The 16,202-nt window shown below is 57.1% G+C and carries 12 protein-coding genes; 6 read left to right on the forward strand and 6 right to left on the reverse strand.

Annotated elements, in window-relative coordinates:
• Positions 1–7: 7 nt before the first annotated feature.
• From CEE69_RS21800 to CEE69_RS21810, 3 genes are all read left to right on the forward strand, one after another.
• The gene (locus tag CEE69_RS21800) at positions 8–2,137 is read left to right on the forward strand and encodes an efflux RND transporter periplasmic adaptor subunit (RefSeq protein WP_099262717.1); all 2,130 of its coding nucleotides are present in this window, start codon (positions 8–10) and stop codon (positions 2,135–2,137) included.
• Positions 2,134–4,455 (forward strand): biotin/lipoyl-binding protein, encoded by a 2,322-nt coding sequence (locus CEE69_RS21805; protein ID WP_099262718.1) that lies wholly within the window; start codon positions 2,134–2,136, stop codon positions 4,453–4,455. The genes CEE69_RS21800 and CEE69_RS21805 overlap by 4 nt, the downstream gene beginning before the upstream one ends.
• A 158-nt stretch (positions 4,456–4,613) precedes the next feature.
• Positions 4,614–5,387: a methylamine utilization protein gene (locus CEE69_RS21810; RefSeq protein ID WP_099262719.1), complete on the forward strand. Its 774-nt coding sequence runs from the start codon at positions 4,614–4,616 to the stop codon at positions 5,385–5,387.
• Positions 5,388–5,522: 135 nt separating this feature from the next.
• Here the strand turns inward: CEE69_RS21810 and CEE69_RS21815 are convergent, their stop codons facing one another.
• Positions 5,523–6,296: a 7-carboxy-7-deazaguanine synthase QueE gene (locus CEE69_RS21815; RefSeq protein ID WP_099262720.1), complete on the reverse strand. Its 774-nt coding sequence runs from the start codon at positions 6,294–6,296 to the stop codon at positions 5,523–5,525.
• A 34-nt stretch (positions 6,297–6,330) separates the two neighbouring features.
• On the opposite strand from CEE69_RS21815, the gene queF reads away from it, so the two are divergent.
• Positions 6,331–6,696 carry a preQ(1) synthase gene (gene queF / locus CEE69_RS21820; protein ID WP_099262721.1) on the forward strand — a complete coding sequence of 122 codons (366 nt, stop codon included), beginning with the start codon at positions 6,331–6,333 and terminating at the stop codon, positions 6,694–6,696.
• Between the two features lie 70 nt (positions 6,697–6,766).
• A complete protein-coding gene (locus tag CEE69_RS21825; RefSeq protein ID WP_099262722.1) occupies positions 6,767–7,777 on the forward strand; it encodes a sugar phosphate isomerase/epimerase family protein in 1,011 nt (336 codons plus the stop codon).
• Positions 7,778–8,132: 355 nt separating this feature from the next.
• Here the strand turns inward: CEE69_RS21825 and glgB are convergent, their stop codons facing one another.
• The 5 genes from glgB to gap form a co-directional block, all read right to left on the reverse strand.
• Entirely contained in the window at positions 8,133–10,343 is a 2,211-nt protein-coding gene (gene glgB, locus CEE69_RS21835; protein ID WP_099262724.1) for a 1,4-alpha-glucan branching protein GlgB, read from the reverse strand.
• A 61-nt stretch (positions 10,344–10,404) separates the two neighbouring features.
• Positions 10,405–11,127: a ribonuclease H family protein gene (locus CEE69_RS21840; protein WP_099262756.1), complete on the reverse strand. Its 723-nt coding sequence runs from the start codon at positions 11,125–11,127 to the stop codon at positions 10,405–10,407.
• A gap of 527 nt (positions 11,128–11,654) precedes the next feature.
• Positions 11,655–12,542 (reverse strand): type III pantothenate kinase, encoded by an 888-nt coding sequence (locus CEE69_RS21845; protein ID WP_099262725.1) that lies wholly within the window; start codon positions 12,540–12,542, stop codon positions 11,655–11,657.
• A gap of 16 nt (positions 12,543–12,558) precedes the next feature.
• Positions 12,559–13,782: a GTPase ObgE gene (gene obgE, locus CEE69_RS21850; RefSeq protein WP_099262726.1), complete on the reverse strand. Its 1,224-nt coding sequence runs from the start codon at positions 13,780–13,782 to the stop codon at positions 12,559–12,561.
• A gap of 190 nt (positions 13,783–13,972) precedes the next feature.
• Positions 13,973–15,001: a type I glyceraldehyde-3-phosphate dehydrogenase gene (gap, locus tag CEE69_RS21855; RefSeq protein WP_099262727.1), complete on the reverse strand. Its 1,029-nt coding sequence runs from the start codon at positions 14,999–15,001 to the stop codon at positions 13,973–13,975.
• Positions 15,002–15,149: 148 nt separating this feature from the next.
• Between gap and CEE69_RS21860 the strand changes: the two genes are divergently transcribed.
• Positions 15,150–16,136, forward strand: a complete 987-nt coding sequence (locus CEE69_RS21860; RefSeq protein WP_099262728.1) for a class I SAM-dependent methyltransferase — start codon at positions 15,150–15,152, stop codon at positions 16,134–16,136.
• The last annotated feature ends 66 nt before the right edge of the window (positions 16,137–16,202 follow it).

Here is a 16,202-nt window from a genome sequence, read left to right on the forward strand (position 1 = left end):
GGGGGGCATGAACCGTTCCGATGCCTCCGCCGCTGCTTCCGTTCCCTCGGGTGAATCCGATGCGCGGACGGTTTCGCCCCAGCACGTGGTGGATCAAATCGCGAAAGAGGCTCGGGACGAGGCGGATTTCCTGCACCGTTTGGCGGCGCACTTGGGCGAGACGTTTTCGGCGGCTGTCGTGGCCGTCCAAGACGCTTCGTTCCCGCAACCTCGCATGCTGGTCCGCGAAGAATCCATCGCCGCGAGATTGGACCGATCCAAGTTGCGAGCACAGATTGACGCGGTGTCTCCCGCCGTGGCTTCGTTTGCGATGGGTTTGAAAACCGACGCAATCAAACAAACTGAAAGTTCGCCAGCCATCACCGCGATCGGGGTCGAGCTCCTGCCCGCGCCTCAATCGGCGAAAGTGTTGGTCATCCAAGCGACGGAATTGCCCGCCGGGGAAGTGTTGGCGGCGATGAAGTCGCTCGGCGATTTCGCCGTCGCGGCTCGCCAGACGATGGGAACTGCAGAAAACAACGACGACCGGCCCGGCCAGACTTCGCAAACCTTGTCGGTTCCCGAAACGGGACCGCGATCGCTGGCCAGCGCGTTCAATTCGTCGCAAGGAATTCGCGCCGCGTTGAGGGCATTCCATGCGGACCTGGATCCCACCGCGACCGCTTACCGAATCGCGTCGGAACTTCCACGTTTGCTGCCGTGCGAACGTGCTGTCGTGCTGCTTGCAAAAAACGCGTCTGCCCGCCGGCCAAATTTCAAGGTCGCTGCGATCAGCGGTTCGTCCGTGATCGATCGACGATCGCCGCTAATTCGCTCGATGAACCAATTGGCGAACACCGTTTCGGTTCTGAAGCGGCCGTTGATCCTGCCTCCTTCAGCCAGCACTGACGCGACAGATCCGGCCGCGTTGTCACCTCAGTTGGTGCCGCCGCTGGAAACGTACTTGGACGAATCCGGTGTGTTGTCGGTGGCGGTGATCCCATTGTTCGAATCCGTCGAAGACACGACGTCCGCCGCTGGAGTCGCCTCGCCTGATGAGTCGAACGAGGACGCTCGCGAAAAACGGCGCCACGAATCGATGCCGATCGCGATGTTGATGCTCGAGACGTTCTCGGGTGAACCGGCCACGTCGATCACTCCCGCCATGGTCGAAGTCGCCGAGGAATCCTCCACCGCGATCAGCAATGCGAACCGCTATGCAAACGTGTTCGCCCTGCCGGTCCGACGCCCCGCTGCCGCCGCGACTCGCCGGGCAACCCGGCACTGGATCTTGGCGATCTGCCTGCTGATTCTCACTGGTTTGCTGGCCGGTTGGTTTGTTCATGTCGATCACCACGTCGTCGCGACCGGGGTGGCTCGCCCCACAATTCGGCAAGCGATCTTCGCGGGAATCGATGGGATCGTCGACGAGCTGAACGTGAAAGATGGCGACGTGGTCAAGCAAGGCGACGTGCTGATCCAGCTCGACAACGCCGAATTGACTCGCGAAGCCGAGGCATTGTCTGGGCAACTCGCGACCGCCACACAAAAACTGAGTTCGATCCGAGCGATGTTGCTGGCCGCGACCGCCGACGCTCGTGATTCCGCGCAGAGCATTCTCGAACAACAAACGCTCGAAAACCAAATCGAATCGCTGAACAAGCGGCTTGAAATCAACCGTGAAATGAAAGCGATGCTTTCGATCAAAGCCCCCTTTGACGGGCAAGTCGTCGGGTGGCGATTGAACGAACAATTGAGCGACCGCCCCGTGTCTCGGGGCGATCGCTTGTTCGCCTTGGTGCAACACGATGGACCGTGGGAGCTAGAACTGAAGCTCGAAGAAACACGAGCAGGCGAAGTCATCGACCGACACGCGGCCGGGCAAACGCTTCCTATTCAATTCGCCATTGAGACTCGACCGACGGAGACCTTCGAAGCGAACGTTTCAACCATCGGCGGAGTCGCTCGCAAGCGTGCCGACGGTCGGAACGTCGTGGACATCATCGCGAAAATCGATGACATCCCAAAAGGCGGTTTTCGCGGGGATGCAGAGGTCACGGCAAAGATCGTTTGCGGACGTCGCCGGTATCTGGCCAGTGCGCTCGACGACGTGGTCGCTTGGTTCCATCGCAACGTTCTGTTTCGGTTTCGGACATGAACCCGGGTGTCACTTCATCGACTCAGCGTCCGCTGGGCGTGCATCACAAGGTCGGGTTGAAAGCCGTCCGGGTCTCGCATCGTCATTCGGGTTGGGTGGTCGTTCACGATGCCATCGCGGGCAAGTATCACCGGCTTCGCGAAGACGAATACTTTTTGCTGACGTTGTTGGACGGGCGATGCAGCCTCGATGAACTGCGAGACCACTACCAGGAACGCTATCCCAATCGCCGAGTTCGGTCGAACCAGATCAACGCGTTGCTGTTTCGTTTTCACGAGAGCGGGCTGACGACCAGCCACGCTGCCATGCAAGGCGATCCGCTGCTCAAGCGAGCCGACAACGATCGTCGTCAGAAACGTTGGGCGTTGGCTTCGCAGTGGTTGTTCATGCGGTTCCCTGGAATCGATCCGGCGCCCGTCATGCGAGTGCTGATGCCAGTTGTGCGTCCCCTGCTGACTCCGTTTGGTGTGGCCGCCATGTTCGCGTTGGTGGTCTCCGCCGCGGTGATGATGTTGGTTCATCGCCAGCGATACATCGCAGAACTGCCCGCGTCACACGAATGGCTGACGATGCAGAATGCGATGATTCTGGCGGGAGTGATCGCGGCGACCAAGATCGCTCATGAACTTGGTCACGCTGTGGTGTCCGAGCGATTTGGGGCGAAGTGCCGATCGATCGGACCGATGTTGCTGGTGTTCACCCCGGCGTTGTACTGCGACACCAGCGGATCGTGGATGATCCCCAGTCGCCTTCGCCGGGCGGCGGTCGCGATGGCGGGAATCGCCACAGAAGTCGTGATCGCTTCCATCGCAGCCTGGGTGTGGTTGCGAACTCCGGCGGGTCTCACGCACACGATTGCATCGCACGTGATGGTGGTTTGTGGAATCAGCACGGTTGTCTTCAACGCCAATCCATTGCTGCGATACGACGGCTATTACCTGCTTTCCGATCTGACCGACATGCCCAACCTGGCTCAACGAGCCCAACGGCGGTGGGGAAGTTTCCTGGCGTCGATCTTTCTAGGCGTGAAGGCATCCGACTCCAACGAATCCGCCGACCGATCACCTTGGTTGCTGGTCTATGCCGTTGCCTCGATGGCTTACCGTTGGATCTTGATGGCCACGATCATCGGGTTCATCTGGGTCTCGCTTCGCCCCTACGGGTTAGAAATCGTCGGTCAATTGCTCGCTCTGTTTGCCGTGACAACGATGCTTTGGTCAGCGATGATTCCGCTGCGTCGTTTTTGGAGAAACCCTGTGAACCGCCGAAAGATGCGTCCCCGCCGAGCGTTTGCCTGGGGTGTCTTGCTGATCGCGATCGGCTACGCGGGAACCATTCCGCTTCCTCGCCAAGTTGTTTCCACCGTTCGTTTTTTGCCCGAGCAAGAAACGCGTGTGCACCTGACAACACCAGGTGTCTTGCGTGATCTCCATGTTGAACCAGGTCAAAAGGTTTCTCGCGGTGATGTGTTGGCGGAACTTTCCAATCCAGAGATAGAACTCGAGGTGCTAGACGCCGAAAGCGATGTCGCCGAACAAACCTTGCGACTGGAAGGGCTTCGGGCTTCGCAAACATTGGTCCCGGAAGCCAGTTCGCAATTGCCCGCCGCAGAAGCCTTGCTGGATGAGATGCGAACTCGATTGTCATCTGCGAAACGCCGACGTGATTCGCTCACCATCACTGCACCTTGCGATGGGATCGTGATGGTCGCACAAAGCAACCCGCAATCAGCGGCCGAGTCATCACTGGACTCCGACGCCAATCCACTGGATCTCGGTCCGGGGTTCAATCCGGCGATGGACCGCACTTCGGTCCGTTTAACCTCTTGGTCAGGCTACCCCACGGCGAGAGAAAACAGCGGGTGCTTGTTGCAAGCCGGAACAGAATTACTCAGCATCGCTTCGGTGAGTCAGCCCTCTGATAGACAGTCAGCCGAGTCGCAGAACGAGACATCTGTTCGCTGGCGAGCTGAAGCGGTCATTCGTTCGGTCCAACGTCAGCGAATCAAAATCGGCGACGAAACGGTTTTGATTCGCGATGCCTCGCCCGACCGAATTCTTCGCGGATGCGTCGTTCAGATTTCCGAAGAAACTTACGATCCACGAATCGATGCGCCTCGTCGCGACCACCAGCGAGCCGATCAAGCGGTACGAACTCCCGAAACCAGCTACGTCGTCGCGATTGCAATGAGCAAATCCGACACGGCCCCCTCCACATGCGTCGCGGGGACATCCGGCAGAGCGAAAACCACGGTCAATTCGGCCTCAATTTGGCAAAGATTCTACGAACTTCTTTCAAGTTTGTTCCGTTTTCAATAACGGTCGTATCTTCCTGCCATTGCTGGACTTTCGTTGTCCGATTGATACAATGGATTGCCCACCTTTTTGACGACGACGGGCACAGATACGCTTTGCTACAAGCTCCGTCAGTTGTCACCCACCTAGACCGAACAATCGTTCTTCCAGGAGAAACCCCCTTGAATATTCGTCCCCTGATTGCTGGCACCGTTGCGACGTGTGCTCTGACCGCGTCGATGGCGATGGCCGAAACCGGAACGTTGAAAATGCGTTTTGTTTTGGACGCCCCGAACGCCCCCGAAGTTGGAAAGATCGATCCAAACAAAGACATCGACTTCTGTGGCAAGCACGACATTCCCAACGAAAAGTTGATGGTCGATGCTGAATCCAAAGGCATCAAGAATGTTTTGGTTTACGTTTACACCGGACGTGGCGGCACGAAGTTGGACGACGTTCCGGCCAAGAATGAAACGCACGAATTGGCCAACGACGAATGTCGCTTCCAACCTCACTACGTGATCGCACAAACTGGCGACACGCTGAAGATCACCAACCCCGATCCCGTCGGTCACAACGCGAATCTGAACTTCTTCGCCAACAAGGCTGAGAACTTGATGATTCCTGCCGGAGCTGAGAAAGAAGTCGCTCTCGAAAAACCTGAACCAGCCGCTATCCCAGTCGAATGCAACATTCACCCTTGGATGCGTGCCTACGTCGTCGTGTTGGAACACCCCTACGCTGCCGTCAGCGATGAAGATGGAACGCTGACCATTGAAGGCATTCCTACTGGCGAGGTCATGTTCCGCGTTTCGCACGAAGCCGGCAAAATCGACGAAGTCAAAATTGACGGTTCCGAGGAATCTTGGCGCCGTAGTCGCTTTGAACTCGACATTAAAGCTGGCATGAACGACATCGGTGATGTCTTGGTTCCAGCAGATGCGTTGTCGCTGTAAGGCCACACCGCCACATCAAACATTCGATCGGCGTCGTTTTTCAAACGATGCCGATTTTTTTGCGCGCCGATCGTCAAACACTAACTGGACCCCAGTACTGCAGAAGTCCGTGGTTCACTCAAGCGAAGCGTTTGCTCAAGTCCCGCGGCGGTTGCCGTACCAACGAATTTGCATGCGGTCGCAGTAGCGATAGCCACGTGACTCGGCCAGTGGTTCCAACCATGGACGAGCGGCGTCGAGTTGTTCGACGGAGATCCCTTGCGGCATCAACCAGACCGAATGCGCCGGGACAGCCAACTGCCCGACGACTTCATCGATCTCGGCCATTTCTTCGGACGAGTCGACTACGAACTTCACTTGGGTCGCTTTCGCAGACCGGATCAATTGCTTCATCGTGTCGATCGGCAACCTTCGTTCGGCGTGCAGTTTTGCCCAACGCGCATGATCTGCCGCATCAGGGGTGCTGGCCCGAAGCTTGGGACTCAGCGAAAGCAAATCACAACTCACACCCGGATCGACGGTGCCGGCGGTTTCGATCGTGACGTGATTCCCCGCCGCTCGCAGTTGGTCGACCAGACTCACCATTCCTTTGGCAATCAGCGGTTCCCCTCCGGTCAGCACGACGTGCTTCACGCCCGACTCCGCGACCAAATGCAACAACGATTCGATCGACTGAGACGTGCCTTCGGGTTTCCAAGAAGCGTAGGGAGTGTCACAGAACCAGCACCGCAAGTTGCATCCACTCGTCCGGATGAAGACGCTTTCGGTGCCCGTCAATTCACCTTCGCCCTGAAGGCTGACGAAGGTTTCCGATATCAGCAGCGATGACGCGGAGGCGCGAGCGTCCCCCGGGGTTTCCGCCAAGTTCTCAGCGGGTAAAACATCAACTGAATGATCGACCGATTTCAAACGACACCGCGTTTCTAGAAGTGAACCAAAGCACGTGAGCGACTCAGCCTCTTTTCGAGACACACTCGAAGTTTTCGATAACCCCGCCCCGACGCGAAATTTCACGATCGAGCATTTTTGCCCGGAATTCACGTCAGTTTGCCCGAAAACCGGACAACCCGACTACGGAACGATCGTTTTCACGTACGTTCCCGATCGCGTTTGTGTGGAGCTGAAGAGCTTGAAAATGTACTTGCAGAAATTCCGCAACGAAGGAATTTTCTACGAGCAAGTCACCAATCGGATTTTGGACGACTTTGTCGCTGTCGTCCAGCCTCGCAAAGTCACGGTCGAAAGCAAATGGACGCCACGCGGCGGCCTGAACAGCAACATCATCGTGACTTACCCCGACCCAGCCTGATTCAAATCTCGGGCCGGTTCTGATCACGGCTCGGAGTCCTCTGTCCTTCCCCACCAACCCCGCCTGCGCCATGTCCTCCGTCATTCTGTCTGGTTTCGCTGACGAATCTGCTTTCTCGAAGAAGGCCAACGAACAATTTGCCGCGCTCGCCGCGATCGGTCTGCAAAATTACTCCATCCGGTTCGTCGACGTCGGCAACGGCATCAAGAACGTGATGATGCTGGAACCTTCCGAAATCGAGACGCTTCAGAAACTGCACAAAGAATACGGCATGTCGGTCAGCAGCATTGGCTCGCCGATCGGCAAAGTGAAGTTGCAGGACGTTGAAGACGGCACATCCAACAAGTTTGTCCCCTTCGAAAAGTACCTCGCCGAAGACGTCCAAATCGCATGCGATCGAGCTGAGGCGTTCGATTGCAAACTGCTTCGTGGTTTCGCTTTCTACCACCCCAAAGGAACAGCTCCAGAAGATCACATCGACCAGGTTTCCGATCAACTCGGACAAATCGCCGAAGCTTGTGACAAACGAGGCCTGACGTTTGGATTGGAAGTCGAAGCCAACTTGGTCGGGCAAACTGGCGACCTGCTCGCCGCTATCGCTGAAAAAGTGAACAACCCGGCTCTCGTCACGATCTTTGACGGAGCCAACATGGTGATGCAAGGTTTGACATCGGACCAGGTTTACGCACAGTACGAAGCCATGAAACCATCGCTCGGTTGGTTGCACATCAAAGACTACAAAGACCCATCGCTGAACGGCCGCGTCGATCACGTCGACGAAGAATCCGCCAGCCACTTTGTTCCCGCCGACCAAGGCGACAGTGCTCACGAGCGAGTCTTCGAAGACCTGAAAACATTCCTGCCAACACTCGCCGATCGAATGTCACGACGCGGCGTGGAAGGCATCTATCTCGACCTCGAACCTCACGTTCGCGGCGGCGGCCAATTCGGCGGCTTCAGCGGTCCCGATGGATTCGGCATCGCCGCACGCGGTTTGTGCCGCGTGCTCGACAAAGTCGGCATCGACTATCACTTGCGAACGTTCGAAGACCTGGAAGCCGCCAAGGCTCAACAGGCCTGAGCCGAGGCCGGCGACAAAGTCTTCGTCGCCCCAAAGCAATCTCCCACTTCACGTAGGACGGGCACTCTTGCCTTTTTATACCCCACATCTCGAAACACCAAAGATTAGTGTCCGATCAGAGTGGATTAGTGTTCCACCAGAGCGGTCAAGGGAACACTAATCGCCGCTAATCAAACACCAATGATTCCTCGGCAAGGGATGTTTAGCCTTAAACCGCTTGTATTCCCAGCGCAAGCGGCTCTCAAAAGATGTGGGGTACAAAAAGGCACTCTTGCCCGTCCACACAACGAACCGCCTTGCTCATGTGTCGGTCAAGAGTAGCCAACCTACGTGGGGAACGCTGTTTGGCGTCTGATCAGGATTCCAAACGCAGGATCGTCGTGCCGAGTGGTGGCAACGTGATTTCAATACTGTCCGGTCGAGCGTGGTGCTCGACGCCGGTCGTTTCGCGTCCGGGATAGTTGCCCAAGTTTGATCCGCCGTACGCTTCACTGTCACTGTTGAAGATTTCTTTCCAGAAACCTTTGACGGGCACACCCACTCGGTAGTTGTCTCGTGGTACCGGAGTGAAGTTGTTGCAGACCAAGATCGGTGGATCGCCCTCGGCACCCTTTCGCAGGTAGACCAACACGCTGTCTTCCGCGTTGTGAGCGTCGATCCATTCGAAGCCTTCACCGGTGAAGTCGTGATAGTGCAGAGCCGGATTTTCGATCACGACTTTGTTCAAGTCCGCGACCAATTGCTGGACGCCTCGGTGTGTGTCGAAATCTAGCAATTCCCACTGAGGCCCATCGTCCGCGTTCCACTCCGTCCACTGCGCGATTTCACCGCCCATGAACAGCAACTTCTTTCCAGGGTGCGTCCACATGTAGCTGTACAGCAAACGCAGGTTGGCGAACTTCTGCCACATGTCGCCCGGCATCTGACTGATCAGCGAACCCTTGCCGTGAACCACTTCGTCGTGCGACAGCGGCAACGTAAAGTTTTCGGTGAACGCGTAGATTAGGCTGAACGTCAGCTCATTCTGATGGAACTTGCGGTGAATGGGTTCGTTCCGCATGTAGCTCAACGTGTCATTCATCCAACCCATGTTCCACTTGTAGGTGAAACCAAGACCGCCATCGTAGGTCGGACGCGAAACGCCGGGCCACGCAGTCGACTCTTCCGCCGCCGTCACAACACCGGGGTAATTCTCGTGAACCGCGATGTTGAAATCACGCAAGAAGTCGATTGACTCCAAGTTCTCACGTCCGCCGTATCGATTGGGAATCCACTCACCATCTTCGCGGCTGTAGTCCAGGTACAGCATGGACGCGACCGCGTCGACTCGCAGCCCATCGATGTGATACTTGTCCAACCAGAACAATGCGTTGGCGATCAAAAAGTTCTTCACTTCGTTGCGGCCGAAGTTAAAGATCATCGTGCCCCAATCCGGGTGCTCGCCCTGGCGTGGGTCCGCATGCTCGTACAACGCCGAACCGTCGAATTGACGCAGACCGTGGTCGTCTTTCGGGAAGTGAGCAGGAACCCAATCGATCAACACACCAATTCCATGTTGATGCATGTGATCAACGAAGAACATGAAGTCTTCCGGCGATCCGTGGCGGCTGGTTGGTGCGTAATAGCCGACGCTTTGATAGCCCCACGATCCTGTGAATGGGTGCTCGCTGATTGGCATCAATTCCACGTGCGTGAAATTCATGCGGTGGCAGTAGTCGACCAATCGCTTGGCTAAATCGCGGTAGTCCAACCAACCGTGAGTTCGGCCGGGCCCTTTTTGCCAACTGCCCAGGTGAACTTCGTAAACGTTCATCGGGGTGTGCATCGGGTCGATTTCCGCCCGCTGCTGCAACCAATCGGAATCGTTCCACGTGTAAGTGTTGATGTCCGTAATGATGTTCGCGGTCAACGGTGGCAACTCGGCCGCGAACGCCATCGGGTCGCACTTGTCCATCCAGTGACCATGTTCGGTCTGGATCCGGAACTTGTACTTCTGACCGACCTTGGCGGCGGGCAGGAAAAGCTCCCACATACCGGTCGACTCGACGGGCTGTGCGACATGGCCGCGTCCGTCCCAACCATTGAAATCACCGACGATCTGAACGGAGCGAGCGTTGGGAGCCCAAACCGCGAAATTCACGCCTTGAACACCATCGACTTCGCGAAGCTGTGCTCCGAGTCGTTCGTACAACTGGTTGTGGCGGCCTTCACCGATCAGGTAGCGATCGAGGTCGCTGAAAATGCTGGGGACGGTGTAGGGGGACGTCGTCTTCATTTCTTTACCGGTCTTGTCGATCATTTGCAGTCTGGACGTGGAAGGCTTGGTGATGGGCTCATCGCAGATCGCTTCAAAGAATCCGCCGGGATGCAGCCGTCTCATCGGACGTCGCAAACCGCTTGCCGAATCGATCAGCCACACGGATTCGGCGTTGGGTTCCAACACGCGAACGGACGTGGCTTCTCGCCCCCGATAGTTGACAGGGTGACGGCCCAACAAACTACCCGGGTTCACCACACTGCCATCAACGAGTGACTGAATGGTCGATAGTGAAAGCTGCGAATTCATGGCTGGACTACGAGAAAATTGATTGAGAATGAGTTCGTGAATGAGTGAAACGAGCCTGAAATCAGGACGTTTTAATCGGGTTGGATCGCTTGATTCCGTTTGCCGAGACCGCGGTACTCAACAACCAATCGCGGAGACGATCGTTCGCGGTCGGGACGGTACGACTGGATTTCGGTGCTGGCGGACCAGCGTGGGAATGGTCAATTCGCGACCAATCGTCCTTCAGCTTGGTGGATGTGCGGGCAACCGAGTCTTCCACCTCAGCCGCAGGGATTGCACCGTCAGGGGTGACTTGTTCCGGTTTTCGGCTGACCAAACGAGACGTCACCAAGCAGGCTTGAACCTCGTGGATTCCGAGAGCGTGGTCGACACGTCGCCAAAGATCAGCATGCTGGACTTCGACGCGACGGCCGAAGTGATCCCATACAAAATCGCTTCGTCGCCATCGCGGCAAGGAATCAGTGAGGGAACGAATCAGGTATCGGTTGTGACTGAGCAATGTGATTCCGGATGGCCCATCGATTGCCTCAAGACCGCGAACGGCGGCCAACAAGGAAAGCCGATTCAGGTCGCCGAACTCTTGATCGTCCGCTTCCATCACGGGCTGGCCGTCGGAGGTCTCGATCACGAATTGCCAACGACCATCGGTCAACGATGTGCTGTGCGCCGAAACGACCAACAGGAATGAGGAGCGAGGTTTCGTAGGTGCGGGATTGAAATCAGGGTCGCCGAATTCGGACGCCATCGACGCGAATTCTTCGAGGGATTGCAAAGGATCCATCATGGTTGGGTTCGCCAGTGAGTTCATCGTGCTCTCGATTCGTGGTTGCGATCAGTCTGGCGGCGGCCCCTGTGTCTCGCCCGGATCCTTGGACGAGAGGGCCGCCGCATCGCTTCACACGCATCGATTGCTAGGGAGGGGAAAGCAAAGAGACGCGATCCATCGGTGCCAGTCTTCAGCGGTGCACGTGTCGGCTATCAATGTTGCTGCGATTTCAGCTTGCCGGAACTTTGATGCGACCGCCTGTCGACAAAGATTGCTTTCGTCGCGGTCGACCTTCTCGGGAAAGCTTTCCTGCTCAAAAAGGTTTGCCCGAATTAACACCCGATCGCGTAATCGTTGAAGGCTGAACAACCGTCAAGCTTTGGCTCCATGGAACGCATCGCTTGGTCTCAAACGAAGGACCATTTCGACTGTTAGCCAACCAAGAACCGCCAAGTCCATCGGAGATCGTGGGTCTCAGCCCGTTTTGCAGCGGTGTCGCCCGGAGGCCCGTTTTAGGGGGCTCTCAGCGTCAGTAGAGCTCAGGCCTATTCGAGCGGCAGCAGATCCAGCAGCGCCTGAGCAACCAAGTGCGGTTCCTCGACCGCATCACACTCCGCGGGCAAAGCATCCACCAGGCACCCCGCGTCACCACCGGTGACAACCAAAGTCGCGGCACCACCGTAAATTCGAAGCAACCGCTCAACGGCTCCCGCGACCGACGCGAGAACGCCCAGTCTCATCGCCGCGACTGTGTCTCGGCCGGGTCCTTCTGGCATTTCGCGACAACGATGCGACGCCCAATCCAGTTTCGGAAGCGCATCCGTTCCTGCCGCAAGAGCAGCGGTTTGCATTTCCAATCCGGGCAAGATCGCACCGCCGCGAAAAATCCCTTCCGCTGAAACGAAATCAACCGTCACGGTGGTCCCCGCATCAACAACGATCAATGGTGCCTCGTGGCGGCGGAACGCAGCTTCCGCGCCCAGCAATCGATCGATCCCGACACGCTCAGGAAAACTCACGTCAATCGCCATCGCAACGTCTTCGTGAGTCACGAATCGAACGCGAATGCAGTTGAAAAACGCTTCGTCTAGGGCGACCACCAGCGGCTCCGCCGAACCTCGGTTCACGCTCGCGACGCGAACGTCGTAGCAAACCGACTCGCAGTCACTCGATTCACATCCAGACAATTGCTCGGCCAGCAATCTCAAATGCTCGACGCACTTGGTGATCCATTCCGGATCACGCAGAGAGATGGATCGCAACAACGGTCCGCGATCGTGGCTGGCTTTCGCTTTCCCATCGGTGGGCGATGACTGCGTGACAACTTTGATGGCGGTGTTTCCGACATCAATGCCAACTCGCACCATTACGACATCGCAAGACGACTCGTCTTGGAGTTGTTGCTCATTCGCCGAAGATTGCTCGTCTGCCATGGTCCCGCCGACTGCCTCAAGACGAACGATCGCGACGTTCGCCGGGCACGACTTTCCCGGTGTCGGAAAGCGTGGCGGCACCTTGAACGTCCTGAGCTTGAACTTGGTCCGACAAACCCTCGGTGGCCGCGGCTTTGTGAGGAGGAACGCGGCGTTCTTTCTTCGGCGTCACGGGAGCGTCGTCTTGGCGAATCAAAGTGGGAGTGATCCCGGCTTCGACCATCTCTTCGCGACGTTTGGTGACTCGATCCATGATTTCGCCCACCAACTCGTTCAGTCCAACATCCGTCGCGGCGCTGATCGTTCGCAAATCACGAGCGTGGTCCGCGGGGTGTTCGCCAAAGTATGACTGCAGCTTTTCGCGAACTTCGCCGTCGGGATCGAGCTCACACTTGGTCATCACGACCAGTTCGTCGCGATCCGCGAGCGACTCATCGTAGTGCTGCAACTCTTCGCGAATCGCGGCGTAGTTCTGAATCGGGTCGCTTCCGTCAACAGGAGTGGGCTCGATCAAGTGAACCAGCAAACCGGCTCGTTCGACATGTCGCAGGAATTCGTGCCCGAGCCCGATGCCTTCGCTGGCTCCCTCGATCAAACCGGGAATATCCGCCAAGACGAACGAGCGTTCAGTGTCGACATCAACGATCCCGAGGTTGGGATACTTGGTCGTGAACGGGTAGTCGGCGATCTCAGGACGAGCACTGCTGATCCGCGAAAGCAGGGTGCTTTTGCCGGCATTGGGTTTGCCGATCAAGCCGACATCGGCGATCGATTTCAGCTCCATGATCACGTGCCGCGTTTCGCCGGGCTCGCCCAATTCGCGTACCCGCGGAGCCTGGTTTTGCGGCGTCTTGAAACGAGCGTTGCCGTGGCCGCCTTTGCCGCCGCGACAGATCACGAACTCTTCGCCGACCTGGGTCAAATCTTTGATCACGAACCCATCTTTCACGTCAATGATGCTGGTTCCGCAGGGCACAAAAAGCCGCATTTCCCGGCCTTTTCGACCGTGACGCAGGGCTCCCATCCCGAAACCACCCTTCTCGGCCCGAAAGAATTTTCGCGTGGCGAATTGGGCCAACGAGTTCACGCCCAAACGAGCTTCCAGGATGATGCTGGCTCCGCGTCCGCCGTCACCGCCATCGGGACCACCTTTGGGGACGTACTTCTCCTTGCGAAAGCTCATGCAGCCATCGCCACCCTTGCCGGCCTGGAACTCAATTTCAACGCGATCAAAGAACATGGAATGCAGAGTGGAAAGGACCACAGTGGCACAGGGCCACAGGCGGGGATAGAAACCAAAGGATGAGTATGGCCATGAGTAAGATCCAACGCAAACGGGGTGTGATGACCTTATCACCACACCCCGCGTTTGAATTGGAGTTCAGAACTTTTGCTCTGATGAGCTGTGGTCCTGAGGCTCTTTCACACTCTTAGAGCATCTTTCCGAGCTTGCTGCACAAGTCAGCGGTGCGGCTCGAGTAGCCCCATTCGTTGTCGTACCACGACACGACTTTGACCATCTTGCCCTTGTCGCCGAGGACTTGGGTGAAGTCAGCGGCGAAGATGCTGCTGTGAGGGTCGTGAACGATGTCGCTGCTGACGATTGGGTCGACAGCGTAGAACAGAATGCCCTTCATTGGGCCTTCTGCAGCGGTTTGGATCGCCAAGTTGATGTCTTCCTTGGTGACTTCCTTGCTCAGGTTGACGGTCAAGTCGACGACGCTACCTGTTGGCACTGGAACTCGCATGGCGATACCAGTCAGCTTGCCTTGCAGTTCTGGAATCACCAAACCGACGGCTTTGGCAGCACCGGTGCTGGTTGGGATGATGTTCTGAGCGGCACCGCGAGCACGGTACAAGTCAGCGTGAGGCTGATCCTGAACGTTTTGGTCGTTCGTGTAAGCGTGAACGGTGGTCATCAGGCCCGACTCGATGCCGAACGAATCGTTCAGGACCTTGGCGACAGGTGCCAAGCAGTTGGTCGTGCAAGAAGCGTTGCTGACGCAGTTCAGATCGGCGGAAAGCTTGTCGTCGTTGACGCCCAACACGCAGGTCAGGTCGGCACCGTCTTTGGCAGGTGCGGACAGAACAACCTTCTTCGCACCGGCAGCCAAGTGGCTGTCGTAGCCAGGTTTTTCGTCGGTCGAACGTGCGGTGAAGAAACCGGTCGACTCGATGGCGATGTCAACGTTGTGCTCTTTCCAAGGCAGATTGCGTGGGTCACGCTCAGCCAAGGCGACAATCTTCTTGCCGTTGACGGTCAACGAATTGTCGTCGTACTCGACGGTTCCGTCAAAACGACCGTGGATGCTGTCGTACTTCAGCAACATCGCCAGAGTGCGGTTGTCGGTCAAATCGTTGATCGCGACCACTTCGAACTCGTCGCTTCGCTCCATCAGGTTGCGAAAAGTCAAACGTCCGATTCGGCCAAAGCCGTTGATTGCTACTTTAATAGCCACTGATTTCGTATTCCTGTGTCGTGGAACAAAGATGGAGGGAAGCGGAGGGCGAAACAGTCACCGGGTCCGCCGGGGGCGCGGATTATAAGTTTGTGAGTCCATTTTGAAACAGCCCCCGAATCACTTCCCTGACCTTGAACCAGCCACGATGACCGATCCTCGGCCCGAAAAACCAGCTTCACCCACCGAGTCACCGCACCGTGATCATCGGGAATCTTCCGCAAGAATTGAACAATCCCAATGGCGTCGCCCAGCCGGAGTTGCCGCGGGAACTTGGCGATACGTTCAACAAGGGTCCATCGCTAGCCACTACGACGACTTTGTGGCGGAGACCCCGCTCTGCAAACTCGATCAAACGATCCTTCGCCAGGTCTTCGGATCAATCGATTCCGAACCGTCGCAGCCTTCCAACAACCAGGATGCGAGCAGTCGGCAGACTCAAAAAGTTTTTTCCGACACCGCCGATTGGGTGCTCGATTTGGGCTGCGGAACCGGACGAGCCGCCACCGAATTGTCGCGACAGGGCCGCAACGTGCTGGCGATTGACCTGTCTCAATCGATGTTACATCACGTCACCGAGCGAGCGAAGCAAGCGAGAGCGGAATCAACCGACCAGAGAACGGGAGCGATCGTTCCCCTGCGAGCCAACTTGGTCCAACTCGATTGCTTGGCGGACAATTCCGCGGCGGGTGCGGTTTGCTTGTTCAGTACCTTGGGCATGATCCAAGGCAGAGAGAATCGCCGGGCCGTCCTGCGTCATGCTTCACGCATCGTCCGGCCAGGAGGCAAGCTCCTCCTGCACGTCCACAACCGCTACGCCTCGCTGGCCCAATCCGGTGGGATGCGTTTGCTCGCGAAAAGCTTCCTGCAGTCGCTTACATCGAAGCAACGAGATTTTGGCGACGCCACGTACGCCTACCGAGGCCTCCCCGACATGTTCCTGCACCGCTACTCACGCCGAGAACTCATCGCGGATCTCAAAAACAGCGGCTGGCAAATCAACCACATCCACCGCCTCTCGCTCGACGGCTCCCAGACAATCGAAGAAAGCGCTGCCAACAAACTGCGGATCGCAGGCGGCTATTTGTTAGAAGCCCAACCGCCTCAACCGATAGGGGTAGGGAAGTCCGGTTGAGCCGGACTCCCCTCCCTCAGAACCGTACGTGCGGTTCTCCCGCATACGGCTCGCCAGTCAGTGGGT

This window comes from Rhodopirellula bahusiensis, assembly GCF_002727185.1.
Classification (GTDB): Bacteria; Planctomycetota; Planctomycetia; order Pirellulales; family Pirellulaceae; genus Rhodopirellula; species Rhodopirellula bahusiensis.